This is a genomic window from Tessaracoccus zhenghani, from assembly GCF_055326325.1.
In genome coordinates, this window is the sequence record NZ_JBUZNQ010000001.1 from 150,818 (window position 1) to 171,542 (window position 20,725).

A 20,725-nucleotide genomic window follows, 5' to 3' on the forward strand; every position below is an offset into this window, starting at 1 on the left:
GTCGCACCCTCGGTTTACGCTCGCCAACATGTACAGGACACTGGCCGTCTCCGGATACCGGTCGCTGCGTGACGTCTCCGTCCGGCTCGGCCGCGTCACCGTCGTGACGGGGGCCAATGGGTCGGGAAAGTCGAGTCTCTACAAGGCGCTGCGGCTCCTTGCAGGTTGCGCGCTGGGCGACGCCGTGGCCTCCCTCGCACGCGAGGGCGGGCTGTCGTCGGTGCTGTGGGCCGGCCCCGAGTCGCTCCAGGGCGCCCGGCGCACCGGTATGGTGCAGGGCACCGTGAGGAACGGACCGGTGTCGCTCAGGTTGGGCATCGGCGCTGATGCGCTCAGCTACCTCATCGATCTGGGCCTGCCCCAGCAGGGCCTGAGCGCCTTCGACCGGGACCCGGAGATCAAGCGCGAGGTGGTCTGGGGTGGCCCGCTCATGCGCGCCTCCACCCTCGCCGCCCGCCGGAAACGCGGCCTGGTGGAGGTCCGCGATGAGGGCCCCTGGGAGGAACTGCCCTTCCAGCTGGCGCCCCACCAGTCCATGCTGCTCGACCTCCCCGAACTCCGGGCGCTGCGGGACGACCTCGCGGCCTGGCGGTTCTACGACACCCTGCGCACGGATGCCGGGGCCCCCGCCAGGCAGCCGCGGGTGGGCACCCGCACCTGGGCGCTGGCCGGCGACGGCGCGGATGTGGCTGCGGCACTGCAGACGATCCGCGAACACGGGCGCGAACCCATCGGCCAGTTCATCGAGGACGCTTTCCCCGGCAGCAGCCTCGAGGTTCCGGTCACGGACGGGATCTTCGAGCTCGCGCTCCACCAACCCGGCTTGTTGCGCCCGCTGCGTGCCGCAGAACTGTCGGACGGCACCCTGCGCTACCTCATGTGGCTGGCCGCCCTCCTGGCCCCGGCCCGCCCTCCCCTGATGGCCTTGAACGAACCCGAGAACAGCCTCCACCCCACCCTCATCGCGCCGCTCGGGCGCCTGATCGCACGCTCGGCGGCGGAGACGCAGATCGTCGTGGTGACCCATTCACAAGCCCTCGTCGAGGCGCTCACCAGCGCGGTGACCGAGGAGGACCTGGAGTTGGTGGACCTGGACAAGGACACGGGGGAAACGGTGATCGCCGATCAGGGCCTGCTGTCGCGTCCGAGCTGGGAGTGGGGGCGCCGGTAAGCCCCGCTCGGGCGGCTCTTTCATACCCCCTGGGGGTATGGTAACGTCGGTGGCATGACTGCTCACCAGCATCACGGGCACCCGGCACCCACGGCGCCGGAAGTGCGGGGCCACGAAGACCACACGGACCATTCCCGAATGACCCATGGGGCGCCTCCGGAGAGCGCCGGCCACGAAGGCCCCGCCACCCATGGAGGCCACGGCGGTCATGCCGGCCACGCGGTCCGCTTCGGCCTCCTCTTCTGGATCATGCTCGCCCTGGGTGTCCCGGTCGTCGCACTCTCGCCGATGTTCGCCCACCTGATCGGCTACGCCCTCCCGGGCTGGGCTATCTGGGTGGCGGCGCTTCTCGGCACGGTCATGTACGTCTGGGGCGGCCAGCCGTTCCTGACGGGAGCCGTCAACGAGATCAGGCAGCGCAAGCCCGGCATGATGCTGCTGATCGGGCTCGCCATCACCGTCGCCTTCTTGGCATCCTGGAGCGCGACGCTGGGCATCCTCCACCACGAACTGGAGTTCTGGTGGGAACTGGCGCTGCTGATCGTCATCATGCTGCTGGGCCACTGGGTGGAGATGCGCTCCCTGGCGCAGACCACCTCAGCGCTCGATTCGCTCGCCGCACTGCTGCCGGACGAGGCCGAACGCGTCGTCGACGGCGGCGTGGAGAAGGTCTCCCCCACCGCCCTGGCAACCGGCGACATCGTGATCGTGCGGCCCGGCGGCCAGGTGCCGGCCGACGGCAGGATCACCCAGGGCTCAGCGAGCATGGACGAGTCGATGATCACCGGCGAGTCCAAGCCGGTGGCCCGTAGCGAGGGCGACCAGGTCGTGGCCGGCACGATCGCCACGGATTCGGGCATCCGCCTGGAGGTCACCGCCATCGGCGACGACACCGCCCTCGCCGGCATCCAGAAGATGGTCCTCGACGCCCAGAACTCCTCGTCGAGGGCACAGCGGATCGCGGACCGGGCGGCGGCCTGGCTGTTCTGGTTCGCCCTCGGCGCGGCCGTCATCACCGCCGTCGCGTGGACCGTGCTCGGCGTGCCGGACCAGGCGATCGTCCGCACCATCACGGTGCTCGTGATCGCCTGCCCGCACGCCTTGGGGCTGGCCATCCCGCTGGTGGTGTCGATCGCCACCGAGCGCGCCGCCAAGGCCGGCGTCCTGGTCAAGGACCGGCTCGCGCTCGAGGCGATGCGCACCGTCGATACCGTCCTGTTCGACAAGACCGGCACGTTGACCGTCGGCGCCCCGGTTGTCGCGGCGGTCCACGCCGTCGGACGCTCCGACGACGAGGTGCTCGCCCTGGCCGCAGCCGCGGAGGCCGACTCCGAGCACCCCCTTGCCAAGGCGATCGTCCGGCGCGCGGCAGAGCGCGGCGTTCAGGTGCAGCAGGCACATGACTTCTCGTCCTCCCCCGCCGTCGGCGTCAGCGCCCTGGTTGAGGGACGACGCGTCCAGGTGGGCGGCCCCCACCTGCTGTCCCAGGAGACAGCAACGGCACTTCCGGTCAGCGAGACCTGGGCGTCCTCCGGAGCCACCATCCTGCACGTGCTGGTCGACGGCGAGCCCGTCGGCGCACTGCAGGTCGCCGATGAGGTCCGCCCCGAATCCCGGGCGGCCGTCGAGGCGCTCCGCGAGCGCGGGGTCACCGTCGTGATGATCACCGGCGACGCTCGGGCGGTGGCGGAATCTGTCGCGGCAGACCTCGGCATCGAGCGGGTCTTCGCGGGAGTCCGCCCAGAGGACAAGGCGGGGAAGGTGCAGGAGCTGCAGCGCGAGGGACGAACCGTGGCGATGGTCGGCGACGGCGTCAACGACGCACCGGCCCTCGCCCAGGCCGACGTCGGCATCGCGATCGGCGCGGGCACCGACGTCGCGATCGGGTCCGCAGGCGTGATCCTCGCGGGGGACGACCCTCGGGCGGTCGTCTCCGTCATCGAGTTGTCGCGCGCCGCCTACCGCAAGATGAAGCAGAACCTGTGGTGGGCGGCAGGGTACAACCTGGTGGCGGTGCCGCTCGCGGCGGGCGCGCTCGCCTCAGCAGGCGTCACCCTGCCGATGTCGGTGGGCGCCATCCTGATGTCCCTCTCGACGGTGGTGGTGGCGGTGAACGCCCAACTGCTGCGCCGCCTGGAACTGGACCCCGCCTCGGTTACGCGCCCACAGCACGCTTGATCAGGTCGGCAACCTTCGTCTCCACCTGCGCCGTCCACGCCGGGATCGCGAACGCGGAGGGCCAGATGTCGCCGTCGTCGAGTTTCGCGCTGTCGTTGAAGCCGAGGGTGCCGTAGCGAGTGCCGAACTTCTTCGCCGGTTGGAAGAAGAAGACGATCTCCTTACCCACCATGTAGGCGGGGAACCCGTACCAGGTCTTGCACCCCATATCAGGCGCGACCTTCTTCACCAGCGCGTGGAGGGACTCGGCGATCGCCTTGTCGTCGCCCTCCATCTCAGCGATCTTCGCCAGCACATCGGCTTCGGGGTCCTTGGTGGAGCGCGCCCGCTTCAGCTCAGAGGCCCGTTCCTTCATGGCGGCCTTCTCCTCGGCGGAGAAGGTGTCTGCATCAGCGTCGGTGCGTTTCTTGGTGGCCATGTCGAAATCCTGCCACGCCGAGGACGCTATTTACGATTGATGACAACAGTTCCGAGCAGCAGATCTGTCAAGGCACGCCGCTCGGCGCCGATCACCACCGCCGGGATGACGAGGCACTTCAGTGCGGTGCGCACGATGGCGCGCCACCAGCCGATGTGCCGGCCGTCGAGCCGCACGATCCCGATCCGGGCGATGAGCTGGCCGAAGGAGCCGCCGGTGAGCGCCGTGAGGATGCTCGCCTCCACGAAGTACACCGCCAGGATCATGAACGACCTCCACCCGGTGCCCGTCATCACCTCGATGCCGAAGACCGCTATCGCCACCAGCATGCTGGCGGCCCAGTCGCCGATCATGGCGGCGATACGCGCGCGCCACGACGCGAGCGAGCCACGGCCACGCTCGGGCAGACCGATGGTCTGGCCCGGGTAGGTGGTGATGTCAGTCACGCGGCGCAGCCTACCAGCGGCTCCCCGGTACGCCGTCGGTGAACAGGTTTCCCGGAGCCTTCAGGGACGTGCCATGATCTGTCCATGCTGATGCTCGTCGGTCGACTGTGGGTCGATCTCTGCCGCGTTCCCGCGGGCACCTGTCTGCGCTGACGCGGACCCCTCCCGACGTTCATCCCACCCCAGCTTTCAAGGAATCCTCATGTCCACCATCATCGAGGCGCGCTCTGACGCACCCACCCGCGAACCCCGCAAACCCTTCTACACCGGCCTCGGCTTCCAGATCGCTGTCGGCCTCGTCGTCGGCCTGATCCTGGGATTCATCGCACTCGGCATCGGTGCGCCCGCCGAAGGCGAGCGCAACTGGCTCACCGGCCTTCTCTACGAAGTGGGCTCGGCCTACGTCAAGCTCCTCATGCTGCTCGTCGTGCCGCTCGTCGTCACCGCCGTGATCTCCTCGATCGCCCGCCTGCAGCAGGTCAGGAACGCCGCCCGGCTCGCCGTCCAGACGCTCGTGTGGTTCGCCATCACCGCCCTTGCCAGCGTCATCGTCGGCATCGTCGTCGGCCTGCTGTCCAAGCCGTGGCTGACCGCCGGCGTCTCCGGCGACGCCGCCGAACTCCCCAGCCGCCAGGGCGACTGGGCCGCGTTCCTGCTCGGTCTGGTACCCAGCAACATCTTCGGCCTCGGCGTCAACGCCAGCACCACCGCCGAGGGCGTCGTGACCGCTTCCCCGAGCTTCTCGGTGCTGCAGGTCCTCCTCATCTCGATCCTCTTCGGTATCGCCGCGGTCAAGGTGGGCGACAAGGCCGCGCCCTTCGTCGGCTTCATGGAGTCGGCGCTGTCCGTCATCCAGAAGGTCCTGTGGTGGATCATCCGCCTTGCCCCCATCGGCACCGCTGCCCTCGTCGGCCGCGCCGTTGCCACCTACGGCTGGACCTCGCTGGCGTCGCTCGGCTCCTTCGTCCTGGCCCTCTACGTGGGCCTGGCCGTGATCTGGGTGGTCGTGTACCCCGCCGTGCTGAAGTTCAACGGCCTCGACGTGGCGCAGTTCTACCGCAACGTGTGGCCCGCCATCTCGCTGGGCTTCGTGACCCGCTCCTCGATGGGCACCATGCCCGTCACCGAGCAGGTCGTCGAGCGCAACCTGGGCGTGCAGCGCCAGTACGCCAGCTTCGCCGTGCCGCTGGGCGCGACCACGAAGATGGACGGTTGCGCCGCGGTCTTCCCGGCCATCGCCGCGATCTTCATCGCCCAGTTCTACGGCATCGACCTGAACATCACGCACTACCTGCTGATCGCGTTCGTCGCCGTCCTCGGCTCCTCGGCCACCGCCGGCACCACCGGCGCCACCGTCATGCTGACCCTCACGCTGTCCACGCTGGGCCTCCCGCTGGAGGGCGTCGGCCTGCTGCTCGCGGTTGAGCCCATCGTCGACATGGGCCGCACGGCCCTCAACGTCACCGGCCAGGCGCTGGTCGCGGCGGTCGTGGGCAAACGCGAAGGCGTGCTGGATCAGGAGATCTACGACGCGCGTCCGCAGTTCGCTGCCTGACACACGCAAGCTGAGAGGGGTCCGGGCCACGCCCGGGCCCCTCTGGCGTTGCGCTGAGGGGCCTTCGACACCGGGAAAGCTGTAACAGGGCCGTTACCCACCGGCAACTGCCGGGCAAAGATAGGCTCATATCGTTTGGACTCGTCAACCGAGACGTAAAGGCTATCCACATGTTCCAAGGCGCAGACGACCTACTGGCTTACATCAAGGAAGAGAATGTCGAGACGATCGACGTGCGCTTCTGCGACCTGCCCGGGGTCATGCAGCACTTCACCGTCCCAGCGACCGCCTTCGGGCCCGAGGTCTTCGAAGATGGCCTGGGGTTCGATGGTTCCTCCATCACCGGCTTCCAGAAGATCCATGAGTCCGACATGGCCCTGCTGCCGGATCCCACCACGGCCTACCTGGACCCGTTCCGCAAGTCGAAGACGATGAACGTCAACTTCTTCGTGCACGACCCGCTGACCAAGGAGCCCTACTCCCGTGACCCGCGCAACATCGCGCGCAAGGCGGAGGCGTTCCTGGGGTCCACCGGCATCGGCGACACCGCCTTCTTCGCCCCTGAAGCGGAGTTCTACGTCTTCGACGACATCAGGTTCGAGACGTCGGCGAACTCGTCGTACTACCACATCGACTCCGAGGCGGGCGCCTGGAACACGGGACGGATCGAGGACGGCGGCAACCGCGGCTACAAGGTGAGCTACAAGGGCGGCTACTTCCCCGTCGCGCCCGTGGACCACTTCGGGGACCTGCGCGACGACATCGTGCGTCACATGGGCAACGCCGGCCTCGAGGTCGAGCGTGCGCACCACGAGGTCGGCACCGCCGGCCAGGCCGAGATCAACTGGCGCTTCGACACGCTGCTCAAGGCCGCCGACGACGTCATGAAGTTCAAGTACCTCGTGAAGAACACGGCGTGGGAGGCGGGTAAGACCGCCACGTTCATGCCGAAGCCCATCTTCGGCGACAACGGCTCCGGCATGCACGTCCACCAGTCCATCTGGGAGAACGGCAAGCCGCTGTTCTACGACGAGAACGGTTACGCCGGCCTGTCCGACATGGCCCGCTGGTACATCGGTGGCCTGCTGAAGCACGCGCCCGCCCTGCTGGCCTTCACCAACCCGTCGGTGAACTCGTTCCACCGCCTGGTGCCCGGCTTCGAGGCCCCGGTCAACCTGGTCTACTCGCAGCGCAACCGCTCGGCGTGCATCCGCATCCCGATCACCGGTTCGAACCCGAAGGCCAAGCGCATCGAGTTCCGCTGCCCGGACCCGTCGTCGAACCCGTACCTGGCGTTCGCGGCGATGCTGCTGGCTGGCGTCGATGGAATCCAGAACCGGATCGAACCGCTGGCCCCCATCGACAAGGACCTCTACGAACTGCCGCCGGACGAGCATGACCAGGTGCCCACGGTGCCCGGTTCGCTGGGTGCGGTGCTCGAGGAGCTCGAAGCTGACCACGAGTTCCTCTACGCCGGTGACGTGTTCACTCCGGACCTCATCGAGACGTGGGTCGAGCTGAAGCGCGCAGAGATCCAGGCCATCGCGATGCGCCCGCACCCCCACGAGTTCGAGCTGTACTACGCACTCTGAGCCGGTCGCCGGTATTTCGAGGGAGATTGCTGCCACATCGACGCCACAGGGCGCGATGTGGCGGGAATCTCCCTCGAACTGTCTGATCCATCCTTCGATAGAGCCTCGGTCGTCGCGACAGCGCGATGGTTACATCTAGGCTGCAACCGTGAAAACCTCCCGTGGCCTGCGCGCCTTCATCGCCGTTGTCATCACCCTCGTCTGGCTGGTGGGCGCCGGCATCGGTGGACCCTACTTCGGCAGGATCTCCGAAGTGGCGCAGAACGATTCCGCACAGTTCCTCCCTGCAGGGGCTGAGTCGACACGGGTCGACGCACGCTACCTCGACTTCGTCGACAGCGACACTCTCCCCGCCATCGTGATCTTCACCGCAGAGGATCCCCTCACAGAGGCCCAGTTGGCCGATCTGGGCGCGCTGGCCCAGAAGCTCGGCGAAGAGCGGAGCGTGCTGAGCACCTCTCCCTTGCTGCCCTCTGAGGATGGTCAGGCGGCACAGCTCTTCCTAGGCGTGGATCCGGACCTTGAGCAGGGCGAGGCGGTGTCCGAGCTTCGCGAGACCCTGAGTGCAGAGACGCCCGCGGGCGTCGAGCAGCATGTCACGGGTCCTGCCGGCTTCACCGCGGACATCGCCGACGCATTCTCGGGCATCGACGGCCTGCTGTTGCTCGTGGCGCTGGGGGTCGTGCTGGTCATCCTGCTGATCGTCTACCGATCCCTGATCCTGCCTTTCGCCGTGCTCTCCACCAGCCTCTTCGCGCTGTGCGTGGCGTTGCTCGTGAACTGGTGGTTGGCCAAGGCGGACGTTCTGGTGCTCACGGGTCAGACGCAGGGCATCCTGTTCATCCTCGTCATCGGCGCGGCCACAGACTACTCGCTGCTCTACACCGCCAGGTACGCCGAGGAACTCAAGCGCCATCAATCCAGGGCCACAGCCACATGGCAAGCCATCAGGGGCGTCGTGGAACCTGTCCTGGCCTCGGGCGGCACAGTCATCGCTGGCCTGTTGTGCCTGTTGCTGAGCGACCTGGGTTCAAACCGCTCATTGGGGCCCGTCGCGTCCATCGGCATCCTGTTCGCCATGCTGGCCGCGCTCACCCTGCTGCCCGCGCTCCTCTACCTGATGGGCCGCGCCTCGTACTGGCCGCGCCGGCCACGGTTCCTCCCCGATCGCACTGACGAGGACGAGATGAACCAGGGCGTCTACGCCAAGACGGCGCGGTTCGTCTCCCGCAAGCCGCGCACGGTGTGGATCGTCTGCGTGCTCCTGCTGGCCGCAGGCGCGGCCTTCGTGCCCACCCTGAAGGCCGACGGCGTCCCGCCGAGCGACTTCGTACTGGGCTCCTCCGATGCCCGCACCGGCCAGGAGAAGCTGGGCGAGCACTTCCCCGGTGGCTCGGGCACCCCGGTGCGTGTGCTGACCGAGGAGGCGAATTTCGACTCCGTGGCCGACGTGCTGCTCACTGCGGACGGCGTCGACTCGGTGTCCGTGGTCGCGGCCGATTCGCCGGCCGGCACCGCGCTCGTGACGGAGGATGGCATCCAGGCGTTCGGGCCTCCCGGCACCCCGGCACCCTCGCCCACGGTGAACGACGGCGAGGTCATGCTGCTCGCCACGCTGGCGGATGCTCCCGACAGCGACGCAGCCATCGACGTCGTACGTTCCCTCCGCAGCGAATTCGGGGGTACTGCCGGAGTAGGCGGTCGGACCGCTGTCGACATGGACACCCGCGACACCTCCGCGAAGGACCTGGCCCTGATCATCCCCATCGTCCTGGTGGTGATCCTGGTGATCCTCATCTTCCTGCTACGCAGCATCCTGGCGCCCGTGCTCCTCATCGCCACCACAGCGCTCAGCTTCGGCACGGCCATGGGTACCGCCGCAATCGTGTTCAACCACATCCTCGACTTCCCGGGCGCGGACCCCTCGGTGCCGCTCTACGGGTTCGTCTTCCTCGTCGCGCTGGGCATCGACTACAACATCTTCCTGATGACCCGCGTCCGCGAGGAGACCGCGAAGCACGGCACCCGGCGGGGCATCCTGCGCGGTCTGGCTGTCACCGGTGGTGTGATCACCTCTGCCGGCCTCGTGCTCGCGGCGACCTTCGCAGCCCTGGCGGTGCTGCCCATCCTGTTCCTGGTGCAACTGGCCTTCATCGTCGCGTTCGGCGTTCTGCTCGACACGTTCCTGGTGCGCACCCTGCTGGTGCCGGCGCTCACCTACGACATCGGCCCGGCCATCTGGTGGCCGTCGAAGCTCCGCAAGAAGGGCTGATTCAGGCGGGGCACACCTGCAGGTGCGGATCTGCCTGCTCTGCGTCCAGGAGGGCGCGGGCGGCAGCTTCCCGCTCTGCCACGACGAGGCGCCGGTGCTGGTAGCGCCAGGCGATGAGCAGCGGGATCAGTGCGGCCACCCAGGCAGCCGGTGCCGCCAGGATCACGGCGATGAACCCGACATGAGGGACCACGAAGAGGCCGATGACGCCACGGGCCACGAGCTCCAGCACGCCGGCCATCGTCGGGGCCATCGTCGAGCCGAGGCCCTGGATCACGTGGCGGATCACGAACAGGACAGCAAGGATCGCGTACAGGGCGGCGTTGATGACCAGGTACCGGTGGGCCATGTCCACCACCTGCGGCTCCCCCTCACCCAGGAACATCCGCACCATCAGCGTGCCCCCGAAGAAGATCGCCACCCCGAGCACCAGCGCCATGCCCATGGCAAGCAGGAGCGCCTGCCGCACGCCGATGAGGATCCTGCGCCACTGACGACCGCCGGCGTTCTGCGCGACATAAGTGGTCATCGCAACTCCGACGGTGGCCAGCGGGATCACGGCCACCTGATCGACGCGCATGGCCGCGGTGAAGGCGGCCACCGCGTCGGTGCCCAACCCGTTGATGCCGAACTGCAGCAGCGCTGCGCCGATCGCGATGATCGACATCTGGAACCCGAGGGTGACGCCCAGCTTGGTCGACTCCCTCAGCTTGGGCATCTCCAGCCGCCAGTCCGCCCGGTGCAGGTGCAGGTCGGGCATCCGGCGCCAGATGAGGATGAGGCACAGCACCACCGACACGGTCTGGGCGATCAGCGTGGCCAGCGCGGCGCCGCCCACTCCCGTGCCCAGCACCGCGATGAACACGATCACCAGCACCACGTTGAGGACGGTGGAGATGATGAGGAACACCAGCGGGGTCCGGCTGTCGCCCAGGGCCCGGATGACGGAGCTGAGGTAGTTGAACGCCACCGTGGCGAACGAGCCGCTGAACAGCACGACGAGGAACGTGGTCGACTGCGGCATCAGTTCCTCGGGCGTGCCCAGCCACGTCAGCAGCGTATGGGCCCCCAGCGTGCCGACCAATGTGATCACCAGCGCCACCATGGCGCTGATCAGGACACCCCGGGCCACCGCGCGGCGCATCCCCGGCAGGTCCTGAGCCCCGAAGGCGCGGGCAACCGGGATCGCCAGACCCGCGGAACAGCCGATCGCGAAACCGAACAGCAGGAACTGGAGGCTGCCGGACGCCCCGACCGCAGCCAGGGCATCGACACCCAGCAGGCGTCCGACGACGATGGCGTCGGAGACGGCATAGGCCTGCTGGAACAGGTTGCCGATCAGGAGCGGCAGCGTGAAGAGCACGATGAGGCGGAGGGGGGATCCGACGGTGAGGTTTTTGGCCATGCAGGACCTTCTGGGCAGTTGGGATGAATGGACCGCGTCGTGGCGCATCGGGTCGTGGGACTGCGGGTCCGACACCCTGCGGCGATCAGCCAGAGAATTGTATTGCCATACCCCAAATAACGCAACTCGGCAAGTTTTCCTGCGCCGGCGCCATCGTGGACGCCCTCCCCGCCTCTTCGGCGGAGCGCCACCGCGTAGGCTGACCCGCATGGTTCGTGCAATGGTGGTCCGTGAGTCAGGCTCTGCGATCGAAGAGGTGGGCGAGGAGTTCCTCGATGGGAGCGGCGGGATCGTCGTCGACGTGAAGTTCTCGGATCTCAACTACAAGGATGCGCTCGCGGTCACCGGCCGTCCCGGCGTGGTGCGCAAACACCCCTTGGTCGCTGGCATCGATCTGGTCGGCCGCGTCGCCGAGTCAGACGACGAGCGGTTCTCCCCCGGCGACTGGATCATGCTCAACGGCGCCGGCCTCTCCGAGACCGAGCACGGTGGCTACGCCACGCGGGCGAGGATCAGCGGCGAGTACGCCGTCGGCCTCCCCGAGGACCTCTCCCCCGAACAGGCTGCGGCGCTCGGCACCGCCGGCTACACCGCCGCCCTGGCCGTGCTGCGGATCCTGGGCGAGAACATCATGCCCGACGACGGCCCGGTGCTGGTCACCGGCGCAACCGGCGGCGTCGGCTCCATCGCCACCCAACTGCTCTCCAACGCCGGCTATGTCGTCTACGCGACCACCGGCAGGGCGGAGCAGCTGGGCGACTACCTGCGCAGCATCGGCGCCGACGAGGTCATCGACCGCGCCACCCTCAGCGAGCCGGGCCGCCCGCTCCAGAAGGCCACCTACTCCGCCGTGGTGGACTCCGTGGGCGGGCAGACGCTGGCCAACGCCATCGCCCAAACCAAGAAGGGCGGCGTGGTGGCGGCCTGCGGCCTGGCGGGTTCGCATGACCTGCCCACCACCGTGATGCCGTTCATCCTGCGGGGCGTCACCCTCGCGGGCATCGACTCCGTGTGGGCCAGCCTTGACGACCGAGCCGACGCGTGGCGCATCCTCGCCCGCGGGCTCCACCTGGACATGCTCGACGCGATCACGGAGCGGGTGGACCTCGACGGCGTGCGCGCAGCCGCGGAAGAGATGATGGCCGGCCAGCGCCACGGCCGCACGCTCGTCACCATCTGACCGGACTGTTCATCGGGCCTTTTCCTTCTTTGGATTGTTTCCAGAAAAGGCGCTAGGGTTCGTGTCATGCACGATTGGCCCACCTCGCTCAAGGACGCCGGCATGCGCGTCACAGCGGGCCGCGTCGCCGTCCTGACCGCCCTGGCAGACCACCCGCACATGCGGGTCGGCGACCTGACGGAGGCGGTGCGGGAACGCACAGGCAGCGCGTCCGTCCAGGCGGTCTACGACAACCTCGCCGTCCTCCACTCCCACGGCCTCATCAGGCGCGTGGAGCCCGCAGGACAACCGCCGCGCTACGAGTTGGAGAACGGCGACAACCACCATCACCTGATGTGCCGCAGCTGCGGAGACATGCGTGATGTCCCGTGCGCCGTCGGCGCCGCCCCGTGTCTTTCCGCAGCGGACGACCACGGTTTCGTCATCGACGAGGCCGAGGTCATCTACTGGGGAACCTGTGCGAACTGCAACGAAAGGAAACAATGACCCACTTCTCCGGCGAGTACCAGCCCACCGGCCCTTCGACCCGCTTGAACGGCGCCCCCGCCGAGTCGGATGCCCACTCACTGACCGTCGGCAACGACGGCCCGATCGTCCTGCACGACGTCCACCTGGTCGAGCAGCTCGCCCACTTCAACCGCGAGCGGGTGGCGGAGCGCAGCCCCCACGCCAAGGGCTCGGGCGCCTTCGGCACCTTCACCGTCACCCAGGACGTCACCAAATACACCAAGGCTGCCCCGTTCCAGCCCGGCGCCGAGACCCGCATGCTGACGCGCTTCTCCACGGTCGCCGGAGAGCAGGGCTCCCCGGACACCTGGCGCGACGTGCGCGGCTTCTCCGTGCGCTTCTACTCCACCGCCGGCAACCTCGACATCGTGGGCAACAACACCCCGGTGTTCTTCGTCAAGGATCCGCTGAAGTTCCCCAACTTCATCCGTTCGCAGAAGCGCCACCCCGCCACCGGCCTGCGCAACACGAACATGCAGTGGGACTTCTGGACCAACTCGCCGGAGACCGCCCACCAGGTCACCTACCTCATGGGCGACCGGGGCCTGCCGGCCACCTGGCGCCACATGCACGGCTTCTCCTCCCACACCTACATGTGGGTCAACGGCGAGGGCGAGAAGTTCTGGGTGAAGTACCACTGGCGCAGCAACCAGGGTGAGAAGAACCTCACCAACGACGAGGCCCAGCGGCTGGCCGGCGAGAACGCCGACTTCCACCGTGCCGACCTCTTCGACGCCATCAGGCGCGGCGAGTTCCCGTCGTGGACGTTGCACATGCAGGTCATGCCGTACGAGGAGGCCAAGACCTACCGCTTCAATCCGTTCGACCTCACCAAGATCTGGTCCCACAAGGACTACCCGCTGATCGAGGTCGGCGTCATGGAGCTCAACGAGAACCCGGTCAACTTCTACGCGCAGATCGAGCAGGCAGCGTTCTCACCGTCGAACTTCATCCCGGGCACCGGCATCTCGCCGGACAAGATGCTCACCGCCCGCGTGTTCGCCTACCCGGACGCCCAGCGCGCCCGCATCGGCTCGAACTTCCACCAGCTCCCGGTGAACCAGCCCATCACGCAGACGAACAACTTCGCCGAGCAGGGCCACATGCAGTACCTGCACACGGGCGCGGCCCCGGTCCACACCTTCAACAGCTACGGGCGTCCGTACTCGGACGCCGAGGTTGTCGATGAGGCGGGCTGGGAGGCTGACGGCTCGCTCGTGCGCGCCGCCGTCACCCGGCACGCGGAGGACGACGACTTCGGCCAGGCGGGCACGCTGGTCCGCGAGGTCTACGACGACGCTCAGCGTGAGCGCTTCGTGGAGACCGTCGCCGGTGGCCTCTCCCAGTGCGAGCAGCAGGTCCAGGAGCGCGGCTTCTGGTACTGGAAGCAGGTCGACGAGAACATCGGCCAGCGCATCGAGAACAAGGTCCGCGGTCTCTCGACCATCGAGGACGAGGATTCAGTGGCCTGATCCAGGCCACTGACGGGGGGCGGGCTGCTGGCGGGCGGCCCGCCCCTCTTTCCGTGCCACCTTGCTTCCGCCTTTGCGCAACCCATAGGACGAACCGCTCAGAGGACGTCGAGGTGCGCCTCTGCAGGTGCTGCCTCGATGACACCGGCCTGGGTGAGAAACTCACCCATCCGGCCGAAGGCCGCGGTGTCGAGGGCCACGCTGACCTCACCGTCGCGCTTCCACAGCTCGGCGGTGGCGGCCAGCACCTTCTCGGCGGTGGCCTGCTGCTCCGGCTCAGCCATGGCCGGGACGTGCTCCGCCGTGGCGTCCAGTGCGGCCTGCGGGTCTGCCACGACGGCCTCTTCGGCCTCCTTCATGCCGAGCGCCACGGCACGCAGGATGTCCTCGGACACCTTCGTGCCGGGCGCGATCAGGCTGGGCCCGACCAGCAGCGCCTCGCCGGGTTCGAAGACGGGGATGGAGACCGACGCGATGTTCTGGTTCTCCAGTTGGACGCCCTCGTTGTTGATGAAGCCCATGGCGAAGTCCACCTGCTTGGCGGCCAGCGCAGAGAGCGTCGTGAAGCCGATGTCGACGAGCGTGACCTCGTTCTGTGTGAGGCCGGCCTGGTGGATCGCGCAGAGCGCCGCGTAGTAGCTGGAGCCGAAGTGACCCGGGATGCCCAGCGTGGCCCCGTTGAGTACGTCCAGGCCCGGGTCGGCCCCGAGCGTGGCGGGGGCGCCGCCCATCACCCGCAGCGGGTAGGTCTGGTACGAGGTGGCGAAGGTCCGCAGGTCGTTGCCGCCGGCGTTGGCCACCATCGCCTCATCGGCGGACGCGAAGACGATGTCCTCCTTGCCGCCCAGCACGGCACCCCACAGGTCTTCCTGCTGGCCGTGGTGACGCAGCGTCACGTCCAGGCCGTGCTTCTTGAACAAACCCTCCCTCACGCCGAGGTAGAACGCGCTGAACTGCACGTTCGGGATGTAGGTGAGCCCGACGGTGAGCTTCCCGTCCCCCGCCGCCTCCGGTTGCCGGCTACCACAGGCGGTGAGGGTGGCCCCCGCTCCCACGGCGAGGCCACCCAGCAGCATGCTGCGTCGACTGATCATGTTGTTTCTCCTTGTAGGCGCGCCACTGCCGCTCGCTCCAGAAGCTGGACGAACGCGTACAGGGCCATGGCTGAGAGGCTGATCCAGGCGACCACGGCGAAGACGCCGGCGGTGTCTGCAGCCTCTCGGGACAACGTGAGCAGGGTGCCCAGACCGGCGCCGCCCATGACGAGTTCGCCGACGACCGCACCGGTCATGGCGAGCACCACACCGCCGCGCACGCCGGCCAGCACCGACGGGGCCGCCATGGGCCCCTCGATGTGGATCAGGCGTTGCCAGGCGCTGGCACCGTCGAGAAGGGCGTTCTCCACCACACGCATGTCGAGGGACCGGAATCCGACGATGGTGGTGGTCACCATGGGGAAGAAGGCGACGATCGCACAGAGCACCGCAATGGGGATGGTTCCGTAGCCGATCCAGAGCACCAGCAGCGGCGCCGTCGCTACGAGCGGCACTGTCTGCGTGATGGCGACGACGGGCTCCATCACCGCTGCGAGCAGCCGGGAATGGGTGATGACGATTCCCAACGGGATCGCGACAAGGACGGCGAAGGCGACACCCAGGAGGGCCGCGATCAGCGTCGGCGACAGATAGCGCCACGCGATCCCCAGCTGCGCCTGCGAGACCATGCGGGCGACGACGTCGCCAGGGCCGGGCAGGTAGAGCGGTTCGATCAGGCCGGCGCCGGTCACCGCCCACCACACGCCCACCGCGAGGATGAGCGCAATGGTGGCAGGGATCCAGCGGCCGGCGGTGGGCCTGGTGCGTGCGGGGTAGGCGGACCAGAGCCCGAGGTGCGCAAGCCTGCGCGCCCTACGTCGCTCATCGGTGGTCATCTGCCCCGTCACTCCTTGTCCAGGCCCGGGGCACGCGTCGACAGTATGACCCGAGCAGACCCTCGACACCTCGCTGGATCGCGAGACGTCAGGGCGCATCAAGCACGCCGTCGGCGACGAGTTCCTCCCATCCAGACTTTAACTGTCGGTCTCGGAATTTCACCGAGTCAGCCCTTCTGGAGAACCAGAAGAGGTCGCGGACTGTCACCGCCGGTTCGGACTTACACCGACCCCGGAACACGTTTGCCGTCAACATTAGCACCGCGGCGCCGGAGTGCGCGTTTCCGCCCTCTCAGTAGGCGACCGTGAACCGCTGGCGACGGTGCGCCGGGCGCTCGATCTCGTCGACGAAGGCCTGGGCGTAGTCCTCGCCCGAAATGAACGAATTGCCCTCGTCATCGGTCAGCAGCACGTCGTCGCCAAGGCGGAAACTGCCCACCCGCTCGCCCGGCGCGAAGGCTCCGAAGCCACCGGCGGGGCTGAGGAAGAACCAGTCGAGCGACGCGTCGCTGGCGCGCAGGTCCTCCAGCAGCCCGGCCATCTCGGTGGCCTCCGGCTTGAGCCAGTCCGGGAAGCCTTCCGTGTCGACGAGGCGGGGGCCGCCTGGGGCGACCTCCAGCGACGCGGCGCCTCCGACGACGGCCAGCCGGGCGCCTGCCGCGCGGGCCTCCTCGGCGATCGTCGCCATGACCTCCCGCAGGTGGCCCTCAAGTTCACCGCGCGGCGACAGGGCCGTCACCACCACCTCAGCGCCGGCGACGAGTTCGCGGAGCGCGCTGCGGTCCGAGACGTCACAGGTGCGGTACGTCACTGCGCCGGCCTTTTCGTCGGGGAGATGACGGGAGGCCGCGGTGACCTCGTGGCCGCGGGACGAGGCCTCGCGGACGATGTTGCTGCCGGCGTAGCCGGTGCCGCCGATGATCACGATGCGTGCCATGGTGCAGTCCTTTCTCCGGGGCCTCTGGTAGCTGCCCATTGGGGCAAACCTAGTCCTGCCCTCCAGCCGTCAGGCCGGATCAGGCGGCCCAGAAGATCGCGTCGACGGCGTCGGCCGCGCGTCGCAGCAACCGACGGGTGTCCTCCACCAGCCTGGACGCCTCACCTGCCCGGTAGCCGAGCAAGAGGGCGATGGCCGCCAGTTCGCGTGTGTCGGACGGCAACGCGTCGCTGGCCCGCCCGCGCACCAGCATGATGGCGTCGCGCAGCATGCTGGCCCGGTGCCAGGCCTCCTGCAGCCGGGCCGCCTGGCTCTCCGGCACGATCTCCAACTCGGCCAGCGCCGCCAGTGCGTCCATCGTGGACGTGGTGCGCAGCACCGCATGCTCATGGCCGTGCTGCAGCTGCAGCAACTGCACCGTCCACTCGACGTCCGAGAGGCCGCCGGGCCCCAGCTTGAGGTGCCGGTCGCGCGGCACGCCCCTGGGGATGCGCTCGTTCTCCATCCGTGACTTCAGCTTGCGGATCTCAGAGATCTGCGCGCGGCTCAGGCCGGCCTCGGGGTAGCGGAACCAGTCGATCCCCGCGAGCACCTCCTCCGAGAGCGCCCGCTCCCCCGCGCCATGGCGGGCGCGCAGGAGCATCTGGGCCTCCCAGGTGGAGGCCCACTTGGTGTAATAGGTGAGGTACGACGACACCGTGCGCACCTGGGGGCCACCTTTGCCCTCGGGGCGGAGGTCGGTGTCGATCACCAGCGCGGGATCCGGGCCCGGCTTGCCGATGATCTCGGCGGCGCGCCGGACCAGGTCGGTCGCCCTGGCGAGTTCCTCGCCCTCCGTGCCGTCGGGAACGACGAACATGCAGTCGGCGTCGGAGGAGTAGCTCACCTCATAGCCGCCCCACCGCCCGAGCGCAATGACGCCCACCGGCGGGGCGTCGATGGTGCGGCGCGCCAACTGCAGGCCGGCCTCGACGGTGGCGGACGCGAGGTCGCTCAGCGCGCCGCCCACCGCCGCGAGGTCCGCGTGCCCCAGCACGTCACTCAGCGCGATCCGGCACAACTCGGCGCGGCGCAGCGCCCGGACAGAGGCGACCGACTGCTCAAGGTCGTCGTAACGGTTGGCGGCCCGGGTGAGGGCGGCGGTGAGTTCCTCGACGGAGCGTGGCCGCAGGTCGTCGGTGCTGGCCAGCATCTTGATGTGCTCGGGCGCCCGCTTCAGGAGGTCGACCACGTAGCGACTCGACGACGCCACCCGGGCCAGGCGTTGGGCCATGTAGCCCTCGTCGCGCAGTGCCCGCAGGTACCAGGAGGTCTTGCCGAGCGACTCCGACAGCTGGCGGAACGCGAGGAGCCCGAAGTCGGGGTTCGGCCCGTCGGCGAACCACTGCAGCATCGCGGGGAGCAGTTGGCGCTGGATCTCGGTGCCGCGGTCGCGGCCGATGGTCAACGCGCGGATGTGGCCCAGGCCCGCCTGCGGGTCAGCGAAGCCCAGGGCCCGCATGCGGGTCTTCGCGGCCTCGGTGCTCAACTGCAACTCGTCCGTGCGGACCTGGCTGACGACGTCGAGCAGCGGCGAGAAGAACAGTCGCTGCTGCAGCTGCCGGACCCGGCGGGCGGAATCGCGCCACCGCTTCTGCAGGTCCTCCGCCGAGGATCCCATCGAGCGGGCGACATGGCTGAGGGCCAGCTCGTCGTCCGGCATGAGGTGGGTCCTGCGGAGGCGGCGCAGTTGGATGCGGTGCTCCAGGACCCGCTGGAACCGGTAGGCGCGCGCCATCTCGGCGCCGTCGGCCCTGCCGATGTAGCCGTTGCCGATCAGCGCCATGAGTCCGTCGAACGTGCCGCGGGTGCGGATCCGCTCATCGGCGCGGCCATGCACCAACTGCAGCAGCTGGACGGAGAACTCGGTGTCGCGCAGACCGCCGGAGCCGAGCTTGATCTCGCGATCCTCCTGCTTAGCGGGGATCAGGGAGATCACGCGCTCCCGCATGGCGCGCACCTCAGGCAGGAACTCGGGTCGCTCCCCCGCCTGCCAGACCAGGGGCCACACGGCGTCGACGAACTCCTGGCCCAGGCTGAGGTCGCCTGCTGCGGGACGGGCCTTGAGCATGGCCTGGAACTCCCAGTTCTTGGCCCATTTCGCGTAGTAGGCGCGGTAGCTGGCCAGCGTCCTGACCAGCGGGCCGGCTTTCCCCTCCGGGCGCAGGGCCGCGTCGAGCTGCCAGATGCTGCCCTCATTGGTGTGCGACGAACAGATCCGGGCCTGCGCGGCGGCGAGCTTGCCGGCGACGGCGACCGCTTCGTCGGCCGTTGCGCCCTCCGCCGGTTCGGCGACATAGATCACGTCGACGTCGGAGATGTAGTTGAGCTCCTGGGCGCCCGTCTTGCCCATGGCCAGCACGGCGACGCGGGCCTGCCGCCAGCCGGGCACCTCCGCGCGGGCGAAGGCCAGCGACATGTCGAGGACCACGTCGGCGACATGCGACAGTTCGGCGGCGATCTCGTGGACCAGGGCGTCCGGCTGCGGAGCGGAGAGGTCGCGCGCGGCGATCTCGATCAGCGCGGCCCGGTTGGCCAGCCGGAGCTGGTCCGCGCTCCCGGCGGCCACCCCGTCGTCCAGGTGGATCCGGGCATTGAAGAAGGCGCGCCACCCGGACAGCCCACGGTGCACGGGTTCGACGGCGAGGATGCGCGCCTCGGCCGGGTTCCGCACGAGCGTGTGGGCCAGCACGCTGGAGCCGCCCATGACCAGCAGCAGCCGTCGGAGCCACGCCTCGTCCGACGCCATCTCACGGAAGACCTCCGGCGACGCGGCCTCGAGCCGCTCCAGCGAATCGAGCGCCAGGTCTCGGTCTGCCACGGGTTCGAACAGCGCGAGATCCACCGGGGGTTCCCCGCCGAGCCTGTCCGTCCAGCGCTCCCAGACGCGGGCGGCGCCGCTCGCGGAATCAAAGCCGCGACGGGCGAACTCCCCCATCGGCGACTGGTATCTACCCATTGGCTCAGACTAGTGCGCTGCGCTCCCCGGGGGGTCGCGACGTTCCGACCTGCGCGACGGGCCCTGGGCGCCAGCCGTTAAGCTGAATCGATGTTCAAACCCACGCCGAAGGTCGTCGCCGCGCTGCGCGCGCGCCTCGACGACGAGGGCCTGGCCGCGCTCGAGGTGGAGCTCAGGTTGCGCCGCCCGGATCTCACGCGGCTGCTGCTGCGCGCCGCCTCCGATCCGGCGCCGCTGGGCCGCGAGCTCCTGGCCGCCGTCTGCCGCGCGGGATGCGCCCTCTTGGGTGAGCGGCATCCGGGCGCGACCATCGAGGTGCGGGTGCCGCCGTTCGCAGCGGTCCAGATCGGCTTCGAGACCGGTCCCAGGCACACCCGCGGCACTCCGCCGAACGTGGTGGAGATGAGCGGCGAGACGTTCGCGGCCTTGGCCACCGGACGCCGGGCATGGGCCGAGGCCGACCTGCGCGCCTCGGGCGTCCATGCCGACGAGGCCTCCGTGGCCTTCCCCCTCTGCTGAGGGTTCAGCTGGCGTTCATCCGCCCTCCGGACGACCCAACCGGATCCGATGGCGTGGCGGTGGTGACACCCTCGAACTCAGCGAGGGCGTCCGGCGCTTACTCCGGGAGAAGCGCCACCCATGGCCCCGGCAACGGACAGACTGG

The 20,725-nt window shown here is 68.7% G+C and carries 16 protein-coding genes and 1 riboswitch; of the genes, 9 read left to right on the forward strand and 7 right to left on the reverse strand.

Annotated features, from left to right (window positions below; translation table 11 throughout):
* The first annotated feature begins 28 nt into the window (after positions 1-28).
* Both ACZK4S_RS00695 and ACZK4S_RS00700 read left to right on the forward strand, forming a co-directional pair.
* Positions 29-1,171, forward strand: coding sequence for an AAA family ATPase (locus ACZK4S_RS00695; protein WP_463643065.1), 1,143 nt, complete (start codon positions 29-31; stop codon positions 1,169-1,171).
* A 54-nt stretch (positions 1,172-1,225) separates the two neighbouring features.
* Complete coding sequence (locus tag ACZK4S_RS00700; protein ID WP_463643066.1) at positions 1,226-3,349, forward strand: heavy metal translocating P-type ATPase; 2,124 nt, start codon at positions 1,226-1,228, stop codon at positions 3,347-3,349.
* Here ACZK4S_RS00700 and ACZK4S_RS00705 read toward each other — a convergent pair.
* Together ACZK4S_RS00705 and ACZK4S_RS00710 are read right to left on the reverse strand one after the other, a co-directional pair.
* Positions 3,327-3,767: a hypothetical protein gene (locus tag ACZK4S_RS00705; protein WP_076058129.1), complete on the reverse strand. Its 441-nt coding sequence runs from the start codon at positions 3,765-3,767 to the stop codon at positions 3,327-3,329. The genes ACZK4S_RS00700 and ACZK4S_RS00705 overlap by 23 nt on opposite strands.
* 26 nt (positions 3,768-3,793) lie before the next feature.
* Positions 3,794-4,213, reverse strand: coding sequence for an RDD family protein (locus tag ACZK4S_RS00710; protein ID WP_076058127.1), 420 nt, complete (start codon positions 4,211-4,213; stop codon positions 3,794-3,796).
* A 202-nt stretch (positions 4,214-4,415) separates the two neighbouring features.
* Here ACZK4S_RS00710 and ACZK4S_RS00715 point away from each other — a divergent pair, with 202 nt between their 5' ends.
* From ACZK4S_RS00715 to ACZK4S_RS00725, 3 genes are all read left to right on the forward strand, one after another.
* On the forward strand, positions 4,416-5,768 hold the full coding sequence (locus tag ACZK4S_RS00715; protein WP_076058125.1) for a dicarboxylate/amino acid:cation symporter: 1,353 nt from the start codon (positions 4,416-4,418) through the stop codon (positions 5,766-5,768).
* A 170-nt stretch (positions 5,769-5,938) separates the two neighbouring features.
* A complete protein-coding gene (gene glnA, locus ACZK4S_RS00720) occupies positions 5,939-7,360 on the forward strand; it encodes a type I glutamate--ammonia ligase (RefSeq protein ID WP_076058123.1) in 1,422 nt (473 codons plus the stop codon).
* 148 nt (positions 7,361-7,508) lie between these two features.
* Positions 7,509-9,632 carry an MMPL family transporter gene (locus ACZK4S_RS00725; protein WP_463643067.1) on the forward strand — a complete coding sequence of 708 codons (2,124 nt, stop codon included), beginning with the start codon at positions 7,509-7,511 and terminating at the stop codon, positions 9,630-9,632.
* 1 nt (position 9,633) lies between these two features.
* Here the strand turns inward: ACZK4S_RS00725 and ACZK4S_RS00730 are convergent, their stop codons facing one another.
* A complete protein-coding gene (locus ACZK4S_RS00730; RefSeq protein WP_076058119.1) occupies positions 9,634-11,037 on the reverse strand; it encodes an MATE family efflux transporter in 1,404 nt (467 codons plus the stop codon).
* A 208-nt stretch (positions 11,038-11,245) separates the two neighbouring features.
* Between ACZK4S_RS00730 and ACZK4S_RS00735 the strand changes: the two genes are divergently transcribed.
* From ACZK4S_RS00735 to ACZK4S_RS00745, 3 genes are all read left to right on the forward strand, one after another.
* Positions 11,246-12,217, forward strand: coding sequence for an MDR family oxidoreductase (locus ACZK4S_RS00735; RefSeq protein WP_463643068.1), 972 nt, complete (start codon positions 11,246-11,248; stop codon positions 12,215-12,217).
* A 66-nt stretch (positions 12,218-12,283) separates the two neighbouring features.
* A complete protein-coding gene (locus ACZK4S_RS00740; RefSeq protein ID WP_076058110.1) occupies positions 12,284-12,703 on the forward strand; it encodes a Fur family transcriptional regulator in 420 nt (139 codons plus the stop codon).
* Complete coding sequence (locus ACZK4S_RS00745) at positions 12,700-14,196, forward strand: catalase (RefSeq protein ID WP_076058108.1); 1,497 nt, start codon at positions 12,700-12,702, stop codon at positions 14,194-14,196. The genes ACZK4S_RS00740 and ACZK4S_RS00745 overlap by 4 nt, the downstream gene beginning before the upstream one ends.
* A 98-nt stretch (positions 14,197-14,294) precedes the next feature.
* Here ACZK4S_RS00745 and ACZK4S_RS00750 read toward each other — a convergent pair whose 3' ends face one another.
* The 4 genes from ACZK4S_RS00750 to ACZK4S_RS00765 form a co-directional block, all read right to left on the reverse strand.
* Entirely contained in the window at positions 14,295-15,290 is a 996-nt protein-coding gene (locus ACZK4S_RS00750) for an ABC transporter substrate-binding protein (protein ID WP_463643069.1), read from the reverse strand.
* Positions 15,287-16,126 carry an ABC transporter permease gene (locus ACZK4S_RS00755; protein WP_158069014.1) on the reverse strand — a complete coding sequence of 280 codons (840 nt, stop codon included), beginning with the start codon at positions 16,124-16,126 and terminating at the stop codon, positions 15,287-15,289. The genes ACZK4S_RS00750 and ACZK4S_RS00755 overlap by 4 nt, the downstream gene beginning before the upstream one ends.
* A 115-nt stretch (positions 16,127-16,241) precedes the next feature.
* Positions 16,242-16,370, reverse strand: a riboswitch (FMN riboswitch).
* 48 nt (positions 16,371-16,418) lie between these two features.
* Entirely contained in the window at positions 16,419-17,063 is a 645-nt protein-coding gene (locus ACZK4S_RS00760) for an NAD(P)-dependent oxidoreductase (protein ID WP_463643070.1), read from the reverse strand.
* A gap of 79 nt (positions 17,064-17,142) precedes the next feature.
* On the reverse strand, positions 17,143-20,061 hold the full coding sequence (locus tag ACZK4S_RS00765) for a bifunctional [glutamine synthetase] adenylyltransferase/[glutamine synthetase]-adenylyl-L-tyrosine phosphorylase (RefSeq protein ID WP_463643071.1): 2,919 nt from the start codon (positions 20,059-20,061) through the stop codon (positions 17,143-17,145).
* A gap of 90 nt (positions 20,062-20,151) precedes the next feature.
* On the opposite strand from ACZK4S_RS00765, the gene ACZK4S_RS00770 reads away from it, so the two are divergent.
* On the forward strand, positions 20,152-20,580 hold the full coding sequence (locus tag ACZK4S_RS00770; RefSeq protein ID WP_076058103.1) for a sterol carrier family protein: 429 nt from the start codon (positions 20,152-20,154) through the stop codon (positions 20,578-20,580).
* The last annotated feature ends 145 nt before the right edge of the window (positions 20,581-20,725 follow it).